General features: G+C 45.0%; 19 protein-coding genes. 9 read left to right on the plus strand and 10 right to left on the minus strand.

Annotated features, from left to right (window positions below):
• Positions 1-20: 20 nt before the first annotated feature.
• Positions 21-596, minus strand: coding sequence for a hypothetical protein (locus AC1DP6_RS28100; RefSeq protein WP_477057842.1), 576 nt, complete (start codon positions 594-596; stop codon positions 21-23).
• A gap of 659 nt (positions 597-1,255) precedes the next feature.
• On the opposite strand from AC1DP6_RS28100, the gene AC1DP6_RS28105 reads away from it, so the two are divergent.
• Positions 1,256-1,561: a hypothetical protein gene (locus AC1DP6_RS28105; protein WP_477057843.1), complete on the plus strand. Its 306-nt coding sequence runs from the start codon at positions 1,256-1,258 to the stop codon at positions 1,559-1,561.
• Between the two features lie 43 nt (positions 1,562-1,604).
• On the opposite strand, the gene AC1DP6_RS28110 is transcribed toward AC1DP6_RS28105, so the two are convergent.
• Complete coding sequence (locus AC1DP6_RS28110; RefSeq protein WP_477057844.1) at positions 1,605-2,120, minus strand: GNAT family N-acetyltransferase; 516 nt, start codon at positions 2,118-2,120, stop codon at positions 1,605-1,607.
• 75 nt (positions 2,121-2,195) lie between these two features.
• Between AC1DP6_RS28110 and AC1DP6_RS28115 the strand changes: the two genes are divergently transcribed.
• Positions 2,196-2,522 carry a hypothetical protein gene (locus AC1DP6_RS28115; RefSeq protein WP_477057845.1) on the plus strand — a complete coding sequence of 109 codons (327 nt, stop codon included), beginning with the start codon at positions 2,196-2,198 and terminating at the stop codon, positions 2,520-2,522.
• An 11-nt stretch (positions 2,523-2,533) separates the two neighbouring features.
• Here AC1DP6_RS28115 and AC1DP6_RS28120 read toward each other — a convergent pair whose 3' ends face one another.
• The 8 genes from AC1DP6_RS28120 to AC1DP6_RS28155 all read right to left on the minus strand — a co-directional run bounded on the left by AC1DP6_RS28120 (position 2,534) and on the right by AC1DP6_RS28155 (position 12,004).
• Positions 2,534-3,754 carry an ABC transporter permease gene (locus AC1DP6_RS28120; protein WP_441576368.1) on the minus strand — a complete coding sequence of 407 codons (1,221 nt, stop codon included), beginning with the start codon at positions 3,752-3,754 and terminating at the stop codon, positions 2,534-2,536.
• A gap of 13 nt (positions 3,755-3,767) precedes the next feature.
• Positions 3,768-4,520 (minus strand): ABC transporter ATP-binding protein, encoded by a 753-nt coding sequence (locus AC1DP6_RS28125; RefSeq protein WP_441576367.1) that lies wholly within the window; start codon positions 4,518-4,520, stop codon positions 3,768-3,770.
• The gene (locus AC1DP6_RS28130) at positions 4,517-5,743 is read right to left on the minus strand and encodes an efflux RND transporter periplasmic adaptor subunit (RefSeq protein WP_477057846.1); all 1,227 of its coding nucleotides are present in this window, start codon (positions 5,741-5,743) and stop codon (positions 4,517-4,519) included. The genes AC1DP6_RS28125 and AC1DP6_RS28130 overlap by 4 nt, the downstream gene beginning before the upstream one ends.
• A gap of 13 nt (positions 5,744-5,756) precedes the next feature.
• Positions 5,757-7,106 carry a TolC family protein gene (locus tag AC1DP6_RS28135; protein ID WP_477057847.1) on the minus strand — a complete coding sequence of 450 codons (1,350 nt, stop codon included), beginning with the start codon at positions 7,104-7,106 and terminating at the stop codon, positions 5,757-5,759.
• Between the two features lie 189 nt (positions 7,107-7,295).
• Positions 7,296-7,757 (minus strand): DUF983 domain-containing protein, encoded by a 462-nt coding sequence (locus tag AC1DP6_RS28140; protein WP_477057848.1) that lies wholly within the window; start codon positions 7,755-7,757, stop codon positions 7,296-7,298.
• Positions 7,758-7,771: 14 nt separating this feature from the next.
• A complete protein-coding gene (locus AC1DP6_RS28145) occupies positions 7,772-8,650 on the minus strand; it encodes an AraC family transcriptional regulator (RefSeq protein WP_477057849.1) in 879 nt (292 codons plus the stop codon).
• A 180-nt stretch (positions 8,651-8,830) separates the two neighbouring features.
• A complete protein-coding gene (locus tag AC1DP6_RS28150) occupies positions 8,831-11,224 on the minus strand; it encodes an alpha/beta hydrolase family protein (protein WP_477057850.1) in 2,394 nt (797 codons plus the stop codon).
• 84 nt (positions 11,225-11,308) lie between these two features.
• A complete protein-coding gene (locus tag AC1DP6_RS28155; RefSeq protein WP_477057851.1) occupies positions 11,309-12,004 on the minus strand; it encodes a sterol desaturase family protein in 696 nt (231 codons plus the stop codon).
• Between the two features lie 87 nt (positions 12,005-12,091).
• On the opposite strand from AC1DP6_RS28155, the gene AC1DP6_RS28160 reads away from it, so the two are divergent.
• The 7 genes from AC1DP6_RS28160 to AC1DP6_RS28190 all read left to right on the plus strand — a co-directional run bounded on the left by AC1DP6_RS28160 (position 12,092) and on the right by AC1DP6_RS28190 (position 20,034).
• On the plus strand, positions 12,092-12,772 hold the full coding sequence (locus tag AC1DP6_RS28160; RefSeq protein ID WP_477057852.1) for a FadR/GntR family transcriptional regulator: 681 nt from the start codon (positions 12,092-12,094) through the stop codon (positions 12,770-12,772).
• Positions 12,773-12,970: 198 nt separating this feature from the next.
• Entirely contained in the window at positions 12,971-14,191 is a 1,221-nt protein-coding gene (locus tag AC1DP6_RS28165; RefSeq protein ID WP_477057853.1) for an MFS transporter, read from the plus strand.
• A gap of 73 nt (positions 14,192-14,264) precedes the next feature.
• Positions 14,265-15,137 carry an EamA family transporter gene (locus tag AC1DP6_RS28170; protein ID WP_477057854.1) on the plus strand — a complete coding sequence of 291 codons (873 nt, stop codon included), beginning with the start codon at positions 14,265-14,267 and terminating at the stop codon, positions 15,135-15,137.
• A gap of 67 nt (positions 15,138-15,204) precedes the next feature.
• Positions 15,205-15,855 (plus strand): tetratricopeptide repeat protein, encoded by a 651-nt coding sequence (locus AC1DP6_RS28175; RefSeq protein ID WP_477057855.1) that lies wholly within the window; start codon positions 15,205-15,207, stop codon positions 15,853-15,855.
• 103 nt (positions 15,856-15,958) lie between these two features.
• Positions 15,959-17,902, plus strand: coding sequence for a TonB-dependent receptor (locus AC1DP6_RS28180; RefSeq protein WP_477057856.1), 1,944 nt, complete (start codon positions 15,959-15,961; stop codon positions 17,900-17,902).
• A gap of 17 nt (positions 17,903-17,919) precedes the next feature.
• Positions 17,920-18,513: a DUF6580 family putative transport protein gene (locus AC1DP6_RS28185; RefSeq protein WP_477023532.1), complete on the plus strand. Its 594-nt coding sequence runs from the start codon at positions 17,920-17,922 to the stop codon at positions 18,511-18,513.
• 186 nt (positions 18,514-18,699) lie between these two features.
• Positions 18,700-20,034: a DUF5074 domain-containing protein gene (locus AC1DP6_RS28190; protein ID WP_477057857.1), complete on the plus strand. Its 1,335-nt coding sequence runs from the start codon at positions 18,700-18,702 to the stop codon at positions 20,032-20,034.
• Positions 20,035-20,125 lie beyond the last annotated feature (91 nt).

Genomic DNA, 20,125 nt, shown 5'->3' on the forward strand with positions numbered 1-20,125 from the left:
CGGACGCGAATCTTTATTCATTAGAAAAAAAGGAATCGTTTTTTCCTTTTCTTATTTCCTGGCACGGACTCCTCCTTGGAAGTAATCGGTTGGGCAGCCAGGGGTTGGACCAGCGGTTTAATCTCCTTAGTCGTCACGCATACCACACCAGCAGTATATGTGCGTTTCTTAATCCCATATGCGACCACCACTACTTCTGGTAAACCATAAGATCTAGCCTCAATGCTGGTATCGGCCAAAGGCGTTGGCACTATGTTCATTTCAATTTGTTCCAGTCCTCTCGTTTCAGCATGGCTTGCTGTTGCGATACCAACTGCCAAACCTGCAGTCATAATCATAGCAGGAACAAATGAATGCCGCGGTGGTACAGGCATTGTAATACTTCTATTCAACTGGTCATCAGAAAACCTTCCACAAACAGTCCCCTTACTGTTGTGAATGGCCGCAAAGATTTCCACATCTGTTAATAAAGAAAAATCTATGATGGTTTTGCTGCAACTGCTGCAATGCCTGCCGCCCGATACAGGCCGCATTTCATTCCAGCTTTGGTCACACGGAGTGGGAAGAGACAGGTACAATGCTTGTTTTGACTTCATTGCTATGGTTCTGTTAACATGTTAAGATACTCCCGCTACTCCTATTTCAGGCAGGTTGCGGATTTCAGGTGAAGGTGATATCAACGGCTGATGCACTTCCAACAGATGATGCGGGAGTAGCCCCCATTTCCACACACATTAATTCTTTTTTTTCGCATGGCCTGAAGTTGCAATACCACTCCCAGTCCTGTTGTGATCATTATAGCGGACACAAACTGGCAACGCGCTGCTATCGCAGGCGTCACTTTTCTATACGGCTGATCATCGGAAAGTCTGCCACAAACATTCCCCTCACTGTTATTAATAACAGCAAAAATTTCAGCATCGGATAATTAAGGAGAGATCAACTACCGTTTTTCACAGCTACTACAGTGCCTTCCGGCCGCAGTGCAGGTTATTTGAGTCCAATTCTCCTCGCAAGGTGTAGGAACAGATAGATACAGACCTTTAATCGTTGACTTCACAGGTATTGGGTTACCGGACATGAATATACGAAAATAAAATGGATCCCATGGGGGGAAAATCCCCGGTCTGCCACGCCAATACAGCAAAAATTATATTTGTAAAAAACTGGCTGTCATAGAACAAATGATATGGCATTATTGTTGAAATTAACCTACAAACAGGCAATCATTTTATTAAACATTAAAAGTAACAACATGAAAACTCCAATGCATATCTCAAAATTCTTATTTGCTGCCGCCCTTGGTGCAGTTATTTCCCTGGCTGGCCAACATACATTTGCTCAGGGCATTGACAGTACCGCCAAAAAAATAGGCAATAAAACCGCTTCTATTGCTGTAAAAGGCGCCTCCGCAGTAACGGATAAAGTGTACAAAGACAAGGAAGGTCCAAACGGTGAAACCGTTTACATCAATAAGAAAGATCAGAAATATATTGTGAACGGAAAGGGAAAGAAAGTGTATCTGAAGAAATCACAAATACATGATAAGAAGAAAGACTAATTTTTCCATCAGAATAATATACAAAAGGCCGGAACAGGGAAACCTACCGGCCTTTTTGTTGCTTATAATCTTCTTCCAGTATAGCATATGTAAAACCATCTATCCAATTGCCCCTGATGGGCAATACCTTGCGCTTACAGCCTTCCCGTTGCATACCCACTTTCTCCAACACCCGCGCTGAACCTACGTTATCTACCGCACAACCAGCCTCTACCCGATGCAGTTGCAAATTATTAAAAGCATACTGCAGCAATACTTCCACCGCCTCAGTGGCCAAACCTTTGCCCCAATAGGTTGCATCGATCTTGTACGATACTTCCGCACTCCTAAAACGAGCGGCTTTAAACTTCATCGCAATCAAGCCAATAAATTCCCGTGTATCCTTTAACGTTATACGCCATACTTTTTGATCCGCATCACTCAACCATCCATGTACCACGGCAGTGGTAACATCCACCGATGCAGGGATACCCAACGTATTATATTCATCCGTTTCCGGCATACTATGCAGCCGGTGTATAGCAGCGATATCTGCAGTTGTTACAGGGTTTAACAACATTCGAAGAGAGGTTAATTCCATGTTTACAAGATAGTAATTGTTCCGTATATTCATATCATCGTTAAACATCCGCTTATGCAACTCACACCAGGCACCTGCTACAAAATAAATACCCGCACCATCACTGCACTGCAACAATTCGGGGAATACGAGTTTATTGTGGCGGTGATCCACGCCAACGATACTTCAGACAGTGTAGTATTTGAATTCAGAAAAATACTCGGCGCCACTTCCGGGGAACAGGAAATCGCTACCCGGCAGGCCGTAGAAACACATGCAGACGGCTTTTCCCTGGAAGATATCACCGGGAAACCATTGAACCTTTTACAATTTGAAAAAGAAAGTGCTTTCCGCACATGGATAGCTGAAGGAATCGCTACGCTTTGTGATTGTAATCAGTAGACAAATGGTCATTACTCATACCGTAATGCCTCAATAGGATCCAGTCTGGATGCGGCCTGCGCCGGATAATATCCAAAAAACACACCTGTAAACGCACATACCACAAAAGACAGGATAATAGAAGATTCAGATACCATAGTAGGCCAGCCCAACGTCAGCGTAATTACTTTGGCAGAAGTAATACCCAATGCCACACCTATTAAGCCGCCGGTAATACTGATGATAATCGCCTCTACGAGGAACTGCAGTAAGATATCAATTCCACGTGCGCCGATAGACATCCGCAAGCCTATTTCGCGGGTACGTTCTGTTACTGATACATACATGATATTCATGATACCGATACCTCCTATAACGAGGGAAATACCGGCAATAGCGGTTAACAGGATGGTTAGCAGGCTGCTGGTAGAACTCAGTGTCTTAATCAACTCTTCCATGGTTCTTACCTGGAAATTATTTTCATCGCTTGGCCGCAGCCGGTGCGTGGTTCTCAGGATATCTATAATTTCATTTGTCGCAGCTTCAGATGCACCTTCGCTTACCGCTGAGGCATAAATACTCTGAAAATAAATAGTGGCCAGGATACGCTTTTGTACTGTGGTATATGGTGTAAGAATGATATCATCCTGATCCTGTCCGAAGGAGCTTTGTCCTTTAGGCGCCAATGTGCCTATTACCTGTAAGGGAATAGAGTTCAGCCGGATAACTTTTCCTACCGGGCTTTCACCACTGGGAAACAGGTTGTTGATCACGGTTTGTCCCAATAAACATACCTTGGCGGCCGTAGCCACATCTGCATCGGAGAAACTAATACCATCACTGACCGTAAGTTTACGGATGTCAAAATAAGAAGGTGCCACGCCCTGCAGCGTTGTAGGCCAGTTCAGTGCGCCGAAAATCGCCTGTCCTTTGGTAGAGGCAACCGGCGATACGCCATTTACATATTCCGCATTTTTCTGTATGGCCAATACATCTACGATGGTTAGCGACTGAAAACTGGTGCCACCTATTCTTACCCCGCCGGACACATTACTACTGGGCAAAATCGTGATCATGTTAGATCCCATATTACCCAGCTGTGATTGAATGCTTTGCTTGGAGCCCTCTCCTATTGCCACCATAGCAATCACCGCGGCCACACCAATGATGATGCCCAGCATGGTCAGGAATGCGCGGAGTTTATTCCGCTGCAATGCCCTTAAAGCGATCATTATGAGATTAATTGCACTCATCCTTACGGGTTAATTAATAATCTTCTGCCGGCGGCAAAGATGCCAGGGCTTCTTTTGCCGAACGTACGTTTTCATTCTTACTATCTTTCACCACCTTCCCATCCCGCAACATCACCGTTCTGCTGCTGAATGCGGCAATATCCGGCTCATGTGTTACAAACACGATCGTCTTCCCTTCCTGCTGATTCAGCTCTTGCATCAGCGCCATGATTTCGTAGGAAGTACGGGTATCGAGGTTACCGGTAGCCTCATCTGCCAGGATCATCACCGGGTGATTCACTAAAGCCCGTGCAATCGCTACACGCTGTTGCTGTCCGCCGGAAAGCTGACTGGGTGTATGCCCTTCCCTGTCTGCCAGCTTCACCGACCCAAGTGCTCCCAATGCCCGCTCCCTGCGTTCTTTGGTTGTCAGCTCCGGATTGTAAAACAAAGGCAGTTCTACATTTTCCAGGGCAGATGTACGGGGCAGCAGGTTATATGCCTGGAATACAAAGCCTATTTTATGATTGCGTAACCGCGCCAGTTCATTGCGCGACAAACTACTCACATTGATACCATCCAGCAGATAATTCCCGGAAGTAGGTTTATCCAAACATCCGAGGATATTCAGCAGGGTAGTTTTACCGGAACCACTGCTGCCCATGATGGTGACAAACTCTCCTTCAAATACATCAAAGGTGACCCCTTTCAGGGCACGCACGATTTCTGTGCCCATCACAAATTCACGCTTGATCTGCTGCAATTCTAATATTTTGCCGTTGCTCATCGTCTACGCCCTCCCATTTTTGGTAAAAACGGACTACTGGTACCTCCCGCCGCTACTACAGTACCGGCAGCATTTACGCCCACTACTACCACATCATTTTCGTTTATCCCTGCCAGTACTTCGATATGTGTATTATCATTTAATCCCGTTCTGATACGCTTCTGTACCAGTGTATCGCCACGCAACAGCCATACATAGTTGGAAGAGCCAATGCGCGCAGTACTTTTAAATGTTCTGCCGGTGGTATCTTTTCTTTCCGCCGGCGTTTTACGTACAGCACTTTGTATGATGTAATCCTTTAACTGTGCAGAATCCGGTCTGAACTTGAGCGCCTTTACAGGCAACAGCAAGGCAGAATCTTTCTCTGCAGTATAAATGGTTACGTTAGCCGTCATGCCTGGCTTTAACTTCTTATTATCATTAGGTGCATTGATGATAGTATTGTAGGTCACCACATTAGCAGAAACAGAAGGCTGCAGCCTGATTTCCTGCACCCGCCCTGCAAACACATCTTCCAGATAAGCATCCACGGTAAAGGTTACACGCTGAGAGTCCATGACGCTACCAATATCTGCTTCATCTACGCTGGCTTCCACCTGCATTTTGGTAATATCTTTTGCTATTACAAATAAGGTAGGTGTATTGAAACTGGCCGCTACAGTTTGTCCTACGCTCACATTCCTGTTCAATACCACCCCCTCAATAGGAGAATGTATTTCTGTAAAGGAAAAATTCTTTAGTGCCGATGCCAGCTGTGCACTTACGCTGGCTACATTCGCTTTGCCCTGGTCCAGCTGATTGCGGGCTACGTCATAATCCGCTTTGCTGATGGCGCCAGTCTTATATAATAGTTCCTGTCGTTCATAATTGTTTTTCTGATACGCGAGATTCGCCTGCGCTACCTGTACATTCGCTCTCAGCTGATCTACCTGTGCCTGGAATAAATCTTTATCCAGTTCTCCCAGCAGCTGTCCTTTCTTTACCTGGCTGTTAAAGTCCACATACAGGTATTTGAGTGTACCAGACACCTGTGTACCTACAGCAACGGTATCTACCGGCTGAATAGTACCTGTAGCGGTAACGGTGGTAGCAATATGTCCATAGGTGGGTTGGGCTGTTTCAAAAGAAACCGGTGCTGTTTTTTTCCTGATAAAGAAATACCAGATAGCAACCACCAGCAGTATGATCACTATAGTTATGATAACACCTTTATATTTTCTCATACCTCATTTGCATTTATAGTTTGACCGGTATGCCCCTGTAAAAATCATATATCCTGATATTCAGAGCAGCATTGTATTTAGCCTGTATATAAGATTGTAATGCCTGTATATATAAATTCTTCTGCTGTAGAAAAACCACGATGTTGGCTGCTCCTACCTTCAGTTGTTCGCTGGCGATCCGATAGCCTTCCTGTGAGTACTTTAACTGTTCCACGGCAGCATCGTATTGTGATTGTGCATTCAGCACATTGATATAAGACTGTTCTACTGTTTGCGAGAGATTTGTCTTGGTATCCTGTAGTGTAAGCCTCGACTGATCTATTTCTATCTTTGCTTTTTCCACATTTGTTTTTACTACGCGGCGGGTGAAAATAGGCACAGATAAAGTGAGCCCTATCTGCTGATAAAAATTATTATCCAACTGCTTAAAATAAGTACTACCAGTACCGCCACCATTATAAGAGGAACCCAATGCGCCACCGGCTGTCAATGTAGGCCAATACCCTGTTCTTGCCTTTGCCAGATCCAGGTTAGCGACCTGAATACCCAGTTCACTGTTTTTTATTTCAGGCCTGTTAGCCAACGCAGAATCCTGCGCTTCCTGTAAGGCATACAGATGTGTGTTGGAGATAAGTGTATCCGGTTCCGTTATTTCAAAGTCGTAGCCGCTGGGTAATTGCAACAATTGTTTCAGTACCAGCTTATTTTGCCGGTGCTGGTTTTCTGCGGTAGTCAGCAGGTAACGATCGTTAGACAACTGGGCCTTCAATTGCACCAGCCCTATCAATGCAATGCTGCCTACATCGTATTGCTGCTGGCCTTGTTTTACCTGGGCTTCGGACGTGGCTACCACATCTTTTACATATACAATGTTTTCTCTTGCCAGTAAAATATTGAGATAAGCCTGTGTAATGAGTACGGTGATATCATTGACCTGCTGTGCGATGTTCAGTCCTGCTACCTGTGTTAACAGGTTCTTTTGTTTGATATCAAAATTGAGGTAGCCACCCTGAAAAATGGTGACGTTGGAATTCACGGAGTAGTTGCCGGAAGTATACACTTCATAGGAGCTGCCACCGGAAGCATTCAATGTTTTACCACCGTTGAGCGACTGGGATCCCGACCCTGTCAGGTTAGGTAGCTTGGCTGCCCGGGACAGCAACTGGTCCTGTTCCGTGCTCATACGACTCAGACGTAAACTGTTTAGCTGAATATTATTTTTCATGGCATAGTCAAAACACTGCTGCAAGGTCCACTGTGCGGGGAGATTCACCGTACTGCTATCTTGTGCTTTGAGCAGGGGGTTGACTAAAAAGAAAAATAAACAGAAAAGTAAAATTCCCGGCTGTCTGAACCACATCATCGTTTAAGCATTGATGTTAGTAAAAGCTACTACTGGAATAAGGGGCTAAATAGTTATACAATATAACGAATAATTCGTCTTCATACATCAATTGGCTTGTTCATACCTCTGAGATTACTTTAAAAAAAATGCGGATCTACAGTATATAACCTGCAAATCCGCAATTTGTTAAAATTAATCCCACATTAATTATATCGCATTCTTAAATGTTGCATTTGACCTGCCGGTGCCTTCCGGTGGACCCTGGTGCCAGTTTTCATCATAATACACGAAGAAAGCCATCCAGATGGTGCGGGACCAACGCATGAGCATAGGCTGTAAAAGCAGCAGCAACACAGCATTTACGCCCAGCCACCAGAAAATACGGTTATCATAAATAGAGAAACCGATGAACAACCACCAGGCTATGAGGCTGGCCACACATACGGCTATAGACAGTGCATAACTCACATAGCCGGTACCGTAGTAAAAGCCAACTTCTACTTCTACCTGCTGTCCGCATACCGGGCATTTTTCTGGCATCTTGAGACAGTTTTTCAAATCGTAGGGATTGTTGGTGGTATAAATAGATCCACGTCTGCAACGGGCACACTTGTTCCCCAACAGGCTTTTCAGTAGGTTGGGTTTTTCATGATTTTTATCTGCACACATATAATGAAGATTTATCAGGAAATATTTTTCCGGAACTCCTCCGGTGTAACTCCTGCGTATTTTTTAAAAAACTTGGTGAAGTAAGAGTTGTCTGCAAAATTCAGTTGCCAGGCGATGGCTGCAATACTCATATCTGCATTGATCAATAACCTTTTTGCTTCCAGTAGTACCCGGTCGCGGATAATTTCTCCGGCAGATTTCCCGAGCATGTGCCGGCAAAAAGCATTGAGATAATTGGGCGTTACATACAGCAGGGCAGCGTATTCCTTTGGCAGCCGTAACTGCATATAATGCTGATCTACCAGTTTACGGAAGTTGCGCAGCAATACGTAATTATGCGGCGGCTCCTGTTTGGATAGTCCCTGCCTGCTGGCGCGACTTACTGCGATAAACATTTCCAATACCTGTAGCCGCAACATGTCCTGGCTGTACGCCTGCGTTCCATCCATTTCTTTTAGCATAGATTCAAACAGTGCTGTTACTACAGGAATGGCAGGTTTAGGCAGTTGTACCACTCCTTCTGCGCTTACGCCGCTGAAAAAAGGGAATCGTTCCACATAGGCTGCATCCTGTAAAAAGGCATTAAAAAAACCAGCGGATACATTCATCACGTAGCCTTCTATCTGCCCTTCAAAAAACCAGCTATGCACCTGCCCGGGCACCATAAAATACAACTGCCCTGTTTTCACCGGGAAACGTTCAAAGTCAATGGTATGACTACCATCCCCGGCAGTAAAAAACGCCAGATGGTAGAATGAGTGCCGGTGAGGAAAATGAATGTCCCTGTGTGCCGCCAAATATTCAGAAAAACGGGCCACCAGGATATCTTCAGATGCCGGCATTCCCATAGCCAGAGAACAAATATCGTATGTTGGAATGAGTGCCTTTGACATGATGAGACAAAGGTACAACGGAAGTTGTTAAAGGGGTTGTGGTATTAGGGGGTTTAATGGTACTTTTTACTTATCACTGTTTTTGGAGAATTACGAATTACGAATTAGGAATTACGGATTACGGATTTGTGGGTAGATCAACAACTGCCGGTCTTCCCACAAATCCGTAATTCGTAATTCTTATTTCACATATTTCATTAACCATTCATCCATTTCCCACAGCATATGCAGGATGCTTTCTTTTGCAGCATATCCATGGCTTTCCTGCGGCAGAAATACCAGGCGGGCAGTACCACCGTTGCCTTTGATAGCATTGTATAACCTTTCGCTCTGGATCGGGAAAGTACCGGAGTTATTATCCGCTTCACCGTGAATCATCAGAATAGGTGCTTTGATCTTATCAGCATAAGAAAACGGAGACATCTTATAATATACCTCCGGTGCCTGCCAATAGGTACGCTGTTCATTCTGGAATCCAAAAGGTGTTAAGGTGCGGTTGTAAGCACCACTGCGGGAAATACCGGCTTTAAACAAGTTCGTATGTGCCAGCAGGTTAGACGTCATAAAAGCGCCGTAAGAGTGACCACCAACAGCGATGCGGTCTTTATCTCCCACCCCCATTTCAGTGATCTTGTTTACCGCAGCATCGGCATTCATTACCAGTTGCTCAATAAAAGTATCATTGGGTTCTTTATCCCCTTCTCCCACAATAGGCATTTCGGTAGCATCCATGATCGCAAAACCGCGGGTTACCCAGAAAATGGGAGAACCATAATTTACACGGGTAAATCTATAGGCAGATCCACGCACCTGCGCGGCATCGCTGGCAGATTTATATTCACGCGGATAAGCCCACATCAGCACTGGCAGGCGACCATCCTTAGCAGGGTCATAGCCTTCCGGCAGGTATAACATGGCGGTGAGGTCTACCCCATCTTTACGCTTATATTTCAGCAGTTGTTTCTGTACTCCTTTCAATTGCGGCTGCGGATGAGGAAATGCCGTAAGGGCCACGGATGTTTTTTTCTTCAGGTCCTGCAGGTAGTAGTTTACGGGAGATGTAACAGACTCACGTGCCACCACTACTACAAGTTTGGCCGGATCTATCACACTCGCTACCTGTTCGTAATACGGCGCCTGAGAGCGCCACAGAATGCGTTGTTTACTGTTATCCACGTTAAAGGCTGACAGGAAAGGGCGATCTCCTTCAGGAGATGCACCTGGTGCTGCCATCAGCAATTCGTGTGCAGGAGAAACGTATAATACCGACCTGTTATACTGGTTCTTCACCATCACCGGGTTTCCCGGATCATTATAACGATCATTTTCAGAACGGTCAATAATGGTCACAGGGGCCTGTTCAGGATGAGAAGGGTCGATGCGGCTCACTTTTGTTTTTTGTTGTGTGCTGTTGGCATCAGACACCAATGCCAGTTGGTTATTGGCCCAACTGATTCCTGCAAAACGATTTACTGTTTTTACCAATGCTGTTGGGTCGGCGGTAAATGGCGCTGGAAGCACATTCACTACATCACGGAAAGGCACGTCCTTTTTAGGATCGCCACCATCCAGGGCTTGCACCCACCAGATAGTAGCCGCAGCATCATTGCGCCAGGAAAAATGACGTGGATAATTGCTGGTAGCATCAAAACCTTTGGGTCTTACTTCGTCCAACGGATTGCTGGCTATTTTTTTCACCCCTTCACCATTTATTTTCCAGATCTCTGTTTCTGTAGGGAAGCGGTCGGCACCCACCAGGTATGAATACGGACGGTGCAGACTTTCTACCAACAGGTATTGATTATCGGGTGATGGAGCAACTGTTATATAAATCGCAGCTTTACCGATTACTTGTTCTGCATTATTGCTGATGATCACCGGTTCGGATTGAAAATAATAATCCACCAGTTTTTCATCGTATGGATTCTTTAGCATATCCTGAAAAGTGGCTGCCGGTGCTGCTTTTCCACTGGTTTGTTGTACCGTAGGACCTTCCGGCGCTACCGGTTTTTCCGGCGCTTTGCCAATCGCAGCAGGAACAGCTAATACCAGTATACGGTTATCGTCTATCCAGGTAAACACCGGACCTGCAATATCATTCAGGTGGCGGTTACTTAGCTGCGAGGCGGTACCGGTAGTAATGTCTGCTTTCCATAAAGTAATGGCGTTATTATTGGTAACGGTAAACGCAATACTTTTTTGTGAAGGCGACCAGTTCACATGGCTGATGCGCGCATTGGCAGGAAGTCCGGATACAGCATATTCTTTATTGCTTTTGATATCTTTAATACGAATAGCTGTCACATAACTGCCCCTGCTGGGGCCGAAGTTGGCCGGGTTAATACGCGATCCGGCCAAACGATATTCCGGTTGTGATAATTCTTCAATTGTTGGGAATGTAGCGCGATCCATCACCAGCATCACATCACCCTTACTACTAAAGTCCGTTTGTGGTGGAGGTGCAGCCATGGCTAATTGCAGTATACTTTCGGGAGGAGTCTGGTACTTCAGCGCATCTTGTGCATAGGCGCGAAAAGTAATGAATAAGGATAATGATAAAATCAATTTTCTCATATAGCGGTTGATGTTTATAAGCAGTTTGCCAAAATAAACTTATTGCTACAGAGAACAAAGCAGAAAGTGATGAATGTGTTATTATCAGCGATTAAATGTGTGAAAGATACGGTCCCATATGCTGGTATAAAATCCAAAATTACACTGCTCATTCCGGTGATGTGTATGATGAAAGGTGGAAGTACCAAGATACTTCAGCACTGGCCACTGACGCACTTTTGCAGGCAATGGTTCCATTCCCAGGTGCCCTGTCATACCGAAAATAACATTGATGATCAGGTAGATGATAATGCCATAAATATTCAGCGGAAACAATAATAATAACAGCAGCCATAAAGCACCAAAACTGATTGTTTCCAGTGGATGCAAAATAAACAGATCTATCGGTTCCGGATCAATCGCTTTATGATGTAAGGTATGCAGCAGTTGATACAAGGGCGTTTTATGAATTACATAATGGAATACATACATCAGCAAATCCATGGCGAAAAAAAGGAAAGCGGCATCGAGTAGGATCCTACCTGAAAAAGCGGTAGTGAGGCGGATGGCGTCTTGTGTCCATAGCCAGTATCCTGCATAGGTGATGGCGGTATTGAGGATGGTGGTAACGGCTGCAATACGCCACTGCCGCCGGGTATAGGCAAACATATGACGGGATTTCCGCTGCAATTTGTTCCCCCAGGCAAGTACTCCTATTAAAATAGCAGTATTCTCCGCCAGGAAAATAATCCATAGCAGCCAGGAAGGCCAGTTTTGCAAGGTATCGAGCAGTGTATCCATCTGTTTTCAGTAAACAATCTCCCAAAAAATCTTCTCAAAAAAATAAAAAAAATAAAAAAGCGCTTATCTTTGCAATCATCAGATGATATGACGAATTTAAACATTTCTCCTTTAAAGCGACTCAGCCTGGCTGAGGAAGTAGCAGACAGGCTGCAGGAATTAATCGTTGCCGGCAAATACGTAGTAGGGCAGCAACTCCCTACGGAGCCGGAACTGATGACACAGTTTTCCGTTGGCCGATCCAGCATCCGGGAGGCAGTGAAAATACTGGCGCACAGAGGACTGGTACGTGTACAGCAGGGGCTCGGCACCTTTGTATTGTCTCAGTCGGGCCCCGGAGAGGCTTTATCGCAGCGGCTGCAGCGGGCAGATTTTGAAGACCTGAATGAAGTGCGTTTTTTACTGGAAGTAAAAATTGCGGAGAAGGCAGCGATGCATCGCAATAACAAAGACATAGAAAAAATGAAGGGCTTTTTGAAGAAGCGCTTTGAATATGCCGCCAGTAATCAGCTGGAACCTTGTATACAGGCGGATATCAATTTTCATAATGCGATTGCGGAAGCGGGCAGAAATGAGATCATGCGCGACCTTTACCGAACCGTATCAGAACACTTAAAGAATTCGTTTCTGTTGCGCTATACCAACACTAATACTTTCATAACAACCCAGCATTACCATGATGCGCTCTTGCAAAGTATTATAGATAAAGATCCAAAGAAAGCACTGGTTTGGGCCACCAAAATCAGTGACGTGCCACGAAGTATTTAGTGATGGAGGCTTGCTTTGGATCCGTGTTAACTTGAATTGGTTTTTGTTTATTTAAAAGGCGTTGGATGCAAGCCCGTCCAGCTTACAAAAAGATATATACTTAACCTTAACAGTACTGGTTTTGGAAATAAAACCATCACCAGCTTAAATAATTTTTTACCCTTAAACATCAGATGATCTGATCTCAAAAGAACAGAAATGGAAACAACATTTACCGATCAGCCCAAAGCCGCTGCACAGCAGGTAGCACAGCAAACGGTGCTGTCTATCCTTTTGGCATTAAGCTTTACCCACTTCCTGAACGACACCATGCAGTCGCTCATCCCCGCGATGTATCCTGTACTGAAGAATTCACTGAAACTAAATTTTACACAGGTAGGTTTAATTACCCTCACGTTCCAGATGTCGGCATCATTGCTACAGCCACTGGTAGGCTTGTACACCGATAAAAAGCCGCAACCCTATTCACTGGCCATTGGCATGGGCTTTACGCTGATGGGACTTGTCAGTTTGTCTATGGCGCATACCTTCCCTATGGTACTGGTATCCGTAGGACTGGTAGGTATTGGATCAGCCGTATTTCATCCCGAAGCATCCAGACTTGCTTACATGGCATCCGGTGGTAAGCATGGTATGGCGCAGTCATTATTCCAGGTGGGTGGTAATGCCGGTAGTTCACTCGGTCCCTTACTGGCGGCCATGGTGATTGTACCATTCGGTCAATTCCATGTGATCTGGTTTTCGGTAGCCGCGTTAATTGCTATTGTGATCATGCTGAACATCAGCAAATGGTACCTGAACAATACACATCGCATTAAGCCTAAAAAAGTAGTACAGCAGCTGGATCAGCCGACCCTGTCTAACACACGGGTTGTTTTTTCCCTGGGTATATTACTGGTGCTGATTTTCTCCAAATACTTTTACATGGCCAGCATGACCAGCTACTATACTTTTTACCTGATGGATCGTTTCCATGTATCGGTACAAAGCGCGCAGGTATACCTGTTCATCTTCCTGTTTGCCGTAGCAGCAGGCACTTTCATTGGTGGCCCCATCGGTGATCGTATTGGCCGCAAATATGTGATCTGGATTTCTATTCTGGGTGTGGCGCCGTTTTCTTTATTGCTGCCACATGCTACCCTGATGTGGACTGCTGTATTAAGTGTATTCATTGGCGTTATACTCTCTTCTGCATTTTCTGCTATCCTGGTATATGCGCAGGAACTGGTGCCAGGTAAAGTAGGCATGATTGCCGGTCTGTTCTTTGGTCTTGCCTTTGGTATGGCTGGTGTAGGTTCTGCTTTACTGGGCCGCTTAGCCGATGCCACCAGTATTTCTTATGTATATGAAGTATGTGCGTATCTTCCTTTAATAGGAATCCTCACTGCACTTTTACCCAATCTGGAGAAAAAGAAATAACCGATTTTGTGTTACTCCTGTTCAAAGGGAGTAACACAAAATTCATCTACTTTCGCACCCTAAAACAATTGTTATGTGGAAAGGTATACTGTTGGTACTATTAGGTGCCTGCAGCTTTGGGATATTATCAACGATCGTTAAATCAGGGTATCACCAGGGATATACATTAGGAGAATTGTGCAGTGTGCAGGCAGGGTTCGGCATGCTGGTATTATGGATACTTCATTTATTATCGGGCCGTAAAACCTATGGACTTAATAATAAGGATGCACGTACCTGTTTTATACTGGGAAGTTCCACCGGTTTGGTAAGCATTACTTATTATCAGAGTGTACAATATATTCCGGCCAGTGTAGCCATTATACTGCTGATGCAGTTTACCTGGATGAGCATGCTCGCCGAGTGGGTTATTTACAAAAAACGGCCCTCTCCTATACAATGGCTGGCGGTATTTTTTATTTTGGGTGGTACATTGCTGGCAGGCGGGGTATTCAACGCCGGAGACACGCCCCTTAACTGGAAAGGAATAGGCTTTGGGATGTTGGCGGCCATATGTTACACCGTATTCATTGTGGTGAGTGGCCGGGTAGCCGCATCGCTTGGGCCGGTGTTGAAAAGCGCCTGGCTGGTTACCGGGGCCTTTGTAATTATCTCCCTGATCTTCCCCCCGCTTTATCTGTTTAATGGCCGTTTTACTGGTACCAACCTCTGGATATGGGGAATTCCCCTGGCACTCTTTGGTACGGTGCTGCCTCCCTTCCTCTTTTCCAAAGGGATGCCGCAAACAGGGGTATCCCTGGGAGCTATCCTCAGTGCGGCGGAGTTGCCGGTAGCCATGCTGGCGGCCACCATTTTTTTGCACGAAAGCGTATCTGCCCTACAGATACTAGGGGTGGTGATCATATTAAGTGCTATTGCCATGGCGAATCTGAAACGTCGTAAATGAAAACCCATGAGGTGTTTTTTTTATTTATCTTTGCACCCTCTATTAGTGATTTACGAACTGTTTTTTCATGAAAGCATTTAATTTTTTTATTCTATATCGCCTCCCGATAGGTATTATATTATTAGCAGGCGGTATTGCACTGGGCTTAACTGTAGGCTGGTGGGAAGCTACCATTGTGCTGGTGCTGGCACTGGTATGTTTGGTTACACACGTGATGTTTGGTCCCATGAGAATGGTACAGGAAGCCGTGGAAGCCGGAGATATTGAAAGGGCTACCGCCCTGATGAACCAGGTGAAGTTCCCTAAACTGCTTTACAAACCTATCCGCTCTGTATATTACTTTATGCAAAGCAACATGGCCATGTATTCCAATGACCTCGATAAAGCTGAAGCCACTATCCGTCAGAGTATTAACTCCGGTAGTCCGATGAAGGAATACGAAGGCATGCAGTACTTTCAGCTGGGCACCATTGCCTATCAGAAAAATGATTTGAAAACGGCTGATCAGAACCTGAAAATCGCCATGCGTAAAGGTTTACCTGACAAGGAAAACACGGCTGCTGCCCTGTTAACGCTGGCCTCCATTGCCATGAGCCGTCGTGACTTCAAATCTGCCAAAGAATACTTCCGCAGAGCCAAGGCACAAAAGCCTACCACTGCGCAGATCGTGAGCCAGATTAAAGAAATGGATAAATATATTTCCCGGATGCCGGGATAAGCTTTAGCAGTTAGCTTTTAGCTTTTAGAAATGCAGCGTAGATGAAGTAACCTAACTTTTATCTTCGCTGCATTTTTAGTTTTTCTACATAAAAATTTCGCGGATGCAATTAAAACTTTACACTACTTTTCTTTTTACGCTGCTATACGTAGCCGCTATTGCACAGGATTCCAGCCGGATTAGTCAGTTGAATGAGGTCACTGTAACGGCTAACAAAGGCCCTCAAAAAGCCAGTGAAACCGGCAAAGTAGTTACCATTCTTTCTCATGAATACCTGCAACAGAATAGCGGCAAGAGCATTGCCAGCATCCTGAACCAGCAGGCGGGACTGGTATTGATAGGGTCCGAAAATACACCCGGCACCGTACCATCTGTGATTATGCGTGGTGCTGCCAGTGGTAATGCGCTGATCCTGGTAGATGGCTTACCGGTTAGTGATGCCTCTCAGTCTAACAACAGCTTTGACCTTAATTTTATTACCCCGGATCAGGTAGAAAGAATTGAAATACTCCGTGGTAGCCAGTCTACATTATATGGCTCCAACGCCGTAGCTGGTGTGATCAATATTATTACCCGCAAAAGCGGAGATAAGAAATTTGGCGTGGGCTTAAACGGCAGTTACGGCAGCTACCGTGATTTCCAGGGCAATGTAAACGTACATGGCAACATACAACGCTTTTCTTACCTCGTAAGCTACAAACATGAAAAGACCGATGGTTTTTCTGACGCACATGATTCTACCAGCAAGGCTGGTTTTGATAAAGATGGCTTTCGGCAAAATGCCGTATTCGCCAAATTGGGACTGAGCGCCGGCTCCCGCTGGAATTTTCAGTACCTGCTGAACTGGAACGATTATCATCATTCCCTGGATGAAGATCGCTATGTGGATGATAAAGATTATACCGGTACTTCCAAATACCTGTTGAATGGCTTCAGTAGTGAATACCGTTTTAAGAATGGGTCCTGGCATGTGCTATACAGCTATCAGCGCACCAAACGCGCAGTGGTAAATGACTCTTCCTTCCAGGTGCCTACTGCCTATGCGAAATTTGACAGTACCCTGTTTACGGCTAATACCCACCAGGTAGAAACCTATGTGAACTGGGATGTGACGAGCCAGATACGGCTGATTGGCGGCGCCTCGTATACCCGCTCCAATATGAAGCAGCAGGACTATCTGCAGTCGTTCTACAGCTCCAGGCCGGATACTACCTCTTTGTCTCCGGACAGCTCCCATACCAATCAAACCAGCCTCTATGCTTCCCTGCTGTTACACAATCTCGGGGGCTTCAACCTGGAACTGGGCGGGCGGTTTAACTACCACAACTTATATGGAAATAACCAAACCATTTCCATCAATCCCTCTTACCTGATCAACGATCATCATAAACTATTTGTTAATATATCTTCTGCTTACAGTGTACCTTCCCTGTACCAGTTATATACAAACGGGTATGGCAACACCGGACTGAAGCCAGAAACCACTACCAGCTATGAGATGGGCTACCAGGCCAATGTGGCGCATAACCGGTTAGACTTCCGGGTAACCGGCTTTGCGAGGGAAACCCGCGACCTGATCATCTTCTTTTATGATCCGACCACCATGGTCAGCCAGTATCGGAATGCCAACAAACAAAAGGCCTATGGGGCTGAAGTGGAGGCTAGCTGGCTGATTACAAAGGGATTAGTACTGACCGCCAATTATACTTATGTAGATGGGCGTATTACCGTTTCACAGGATAAAAAAGATACATCTTACTACAACCTGTACAGAATACCTAAACATGCGGTGAATGCGACTTTAGGGTACCAGGCCACCCCAGCCCTTTATGTGTCGGCTACATATAAGTATACCGGACAGCGGTTCGAAGCAAAAGTGCCTATGGGGGATTATTATACCCTGGATTTATACGGTGAATATAAATTTGGTAACTTGCTTAAAATTTTCGCCGGATTTAGAAATATTACAAATTATCAGTATTTTGATATTTCCGGTTATAATTCACGTCGGTTTAACTTTACCACCGGCATCACAGTCAATTTGTAAACATTAAAACCAACATAATGTCTTTAAAGAATCTTAATCCGCGCTTTGGTGTATTGCTGCTTTTCATCCTGGCGGCAGGTGTAATACGCGTCTTGTTGGGAGCTGATGCGAACATGTCACCAATAGCTATGTTCACGCCTGTTGGCGCTATGGCCTTATTTGGCGGGGCTTCCTTTTCACAAAAGTGGAAATCATATGCTTTTCCTTTACTGGCCTTGTTTATCAGTGATATCATCCTGATGCAGTTTTTTCATAAGCAATATGCAGATGGCTTACTGTACAAGGGTTGGATCTGGAACTACGCCAGCTTTGTGCTGATCGTATTACTGGGACAACTGATGATCAAAAAAGCAAGTGTGGTAAATATCCTGATGGGTTCTGCGGGCGCTGCGCTCATTCACTTCCTGGTATCCAACTTCGGTGTGTGGATCAGCGGATCTACCGATATGCTGACCGGATTGCCTTACACTAAAGATCTGGCAGGATTCAGTAGCTGCTATATCCAGGCGATCCCTTACATGTGGTATACCCTGGTTGGCAATCTTATCTACAGCACTATTTTCTTCGGCAGCTTTGAAGTGGTAAAACGCAGACTGCGTTTTGCGCAATAATATTTTGAATTTGTTTTTTAGAGATTTGGATATTGGGCAGATGACTACATTTGTCTGATTCCAAATCTCTAAATTATTATAGGGATTTCCCTCTTCTGCATCAGCATTCTGTACAGGCACCATCAATACAGTCACTAACTGTAATACCCATACGAAAACAAGATATACGTAAATAAATAACTAAACATGCGCAGTATTTCACGCAAATTCCAACTTTCCTTTATTGTAGCAGCCATATCTATAGCGGGTTTAGCCTCCTGCTCAAAAGATAACCAGGCAGAAGTAGTCGTTCCTCAGATTGTAGCTCCGGGTTTAAAAGATGGTAAAGACACAATCTATATTGGTGACAGCAGGGTATTGAATCCTCAGCTGGCAGATATTAAAAATCCAACCTTCCAGTGGCTGGTGAATGGTGTACAGAAGAGTACTGATTCAACTTTTACGTTTACAGCAACAGAAAGAGGTGATTATACCATCTCTTATAAAATAATTTCCGGCAATGCCATGGCCAGCTATTACTACCAGGTAAAAGTGCTGGGTAAATTTGAAAATGGATTTTTCCTGGTAAATGAAGGCTGGTTTGGACATGAGCCGGGTGATGTAAACTTCTACCGCAACGGAGAAGATTCCGTTTACCAGCATGTATTTCAACGTAATAATCCGGGTAAAACATTAGGCACCACTACAGAGTATGGCGCCGTTTTCAATAATAAAATTTACCTGGTATCCAAAGATGGAGCAGGTTTAGTAGTAGCAGACGCCGGCACCATGAAAGAGACCGGCCGCATCGATCAACTGCCCTCCAATGGTAATTCCTTCCTGGGTGTAAATACGGGTACTGGTCTTATTGGTACTGTTAATGGTCTGTATCCTATCAACCTGACCGCATTGACCGCAGGTAGCAAAATAAACAATGTAAACGGACAAATAGGTGGCCTGATAAAGTCGGGCGCTTATATATTTGTAATGTCTCAGACAGATGGGGTATTAGCATTAAACATCAATGATTTCAGTGTGGCCAAACAAGTGCTCAAGAAGTCAGATGTAGGTTTTGCTATGACACCCGATGGTCGTATCTGGGCTGCAGAGGGCCAATCACTCTTTGCCATTAATGCACAAACACTGGGAGTAGATACCATTGCTGTTCCATTTGCAGTAAACGGTTCCTGGGGCGCATGGAATGCGGGTATGCTGACTGCCTCTTCTGTTGAAAATGCCGTATTCATTGGCAAAACCAACAGCTGGGGAGCTGGTGGCAGAGAAATCTACAAATACACCGTAGGTAATAGCGCTTCCCTTTCTACTCCATTCCTTACTATTCCGGCTGGTCGCGAACTGATTGGCGCCGCCGTAAGATATAATCCTGGTAATAACACCCTGGTAGTAACAGATGTGAAATCGGGTTATGGCGACAACTATAAAGATAATGCACTTTACATCTATGATGCTTCCAGTGGTGGCCTGAAGAAAAGTGTAGCCTACACCGGCTTCTTCTTCCCGGCGATGCCAGTATTTAACTAGCAGCATTTAGCTTTTAGCCATGCAGGAAACTACTAATGGCTAAAAGCTAAGTATTACAACGCTGACAAAACGCTTTAACAATTACTTATCT

It is taken from the genome of Chitinophaga sp. 01L420 (genome assembly GCF_056399985.1).

Bases quoted from the DNA above. Each gene is read 5' to 3' on its own strand.
- AC1DP6_RS28130 (WP_477057846.1), bottom strand. From the start codon at position 5,743: ATGAGAAAATATAAAGGTGTTATCATAACTATAGTGATCATACTGCTG.
- AC1DP6_RS28185 (WP_477023532.1), top strand. From the start codon at position 17,920: ATGTCTTTAAAGAATCTTAATCCGCGCTTTGGTGTATTGCTGCTTTTC.
- AC1DP6_RS28155 (WP_477057851.1), bottom strand. From the start codon at position 12,004: ATGGATACACTGCTCGATACCTTGCAAAACTGGCCTTCCTGGCTGCTA.
- AC1DP6_RS28105 (WP_477057843.1), top strand. From the start codon at position 1,256: ATGAAAACTCCAATGCATATCTCAAAATTCTTATTTGCTGCCGCCCTT.
- AC1DP6_RS28175 (WP_477057855.1), top strand. From the start codon at position 15,205: ATGAAAGCATTTAATTTTTTTATTCTATATCGCCTCCCGATAGGTATT.
- AC1DP6_RS28165 (WP_477057853.1), top strand. From the start codon at position 12,971: ATGGAAACAACATTTACCGATCAGCCCAAAGCCGCTGCACAGCAGGTA.
- AC1DP6_RS28170 (WP_477057854.1), top strand. From the start codon at position 14,265: ATGTGGAAAGGTATACTGTTGGTACTATTAGGTGCCTGCAGCTTTGGG.
- AC1DP6_RS28150 (WP_477057850.1), bottom strand. From the start codon at position 11,224: ATGAGAAAATTGATTTTATCATTATCCTTATTCATTACTTTTCGCGCC.
- AC1DP6_RS28115 (WP_477057845.1), top strand. From the start codon at position 2,196: ATGCAACTCACACCAGGCACCTGCTACAAAATAAATACCCGCACCATC.
- AC1DP6_RS28110 (WP_477057844.1), bottom strand. From the start codon at position 2,120: ATGTTGTTAAACCCTGTAACAACTGCAGATATCGCTGCTATACACCGG.
- AC1DP6_RS28120 (WP_441576368.1), bottom strand. From the start codon at position 3,754: ATGAGTGCAATTAATCTCATAATGATCGCTTTAAGGGCATTGCAGCGG.
- AC1DP6_RS28145 (WP_477057849.1), bottom strand. From the start codon at position 8,650: ATGTCAAAGGCACTCATTCCAACATACGATATTTGTTCTCTGGCTATG.
- AC1DP6_RS28160 (WP_477057852.1), top strand. From the start codon at position 12,092: ATGACGAATTTAAACATTTCTCCTTTAAAGCGACTCAGCCTGGCTGAG.
- AC1DP6_RS28140 (WP_477057848.1), bottom strand. From the start codon at position 7,757: ATGTGTGCAGATAAAAATCATGAAAAACCCAACCTACTGAAAAGCCTG.
- AC1DP6_RS28180 (WP_477057856.1), top strand. From the start codon at position 15,959: ATGCAATTAAAACTTTACACTACTTTTCTTTTTACGCTGCTATACGTA.
- AC1DP6_RS28190 (WP_477057857.1), top strand. From the start codon at position 18,700: ATGCGCAGTATTTCACGCAAATTCCAACTTTCCTTTATTGTAGCAGCC.
- AC1DP6_RS28100 (WP_477057842.1), bottom strand. From the start codon at position 596: ATGAAGTCAAAACAAGCATTGTACCTGTCTCTTCCCACTCCGTGTGAC.
- AC1DP6_RS28135 (WP_477057847.1), bottom strand. From the start codon at position 7,106: ATGATGTGGTTCAGACAGCCGGGAATTTTACTTTTCTGTTTATTTTTC.
- AC1DP6_RS28125 (WP_441576367.1), bottom strand. From the start codon at position 4,520: ATGAGCAACGGCAAAATATTAGAATTGCAGCAGATCAAGCGTGAATTT.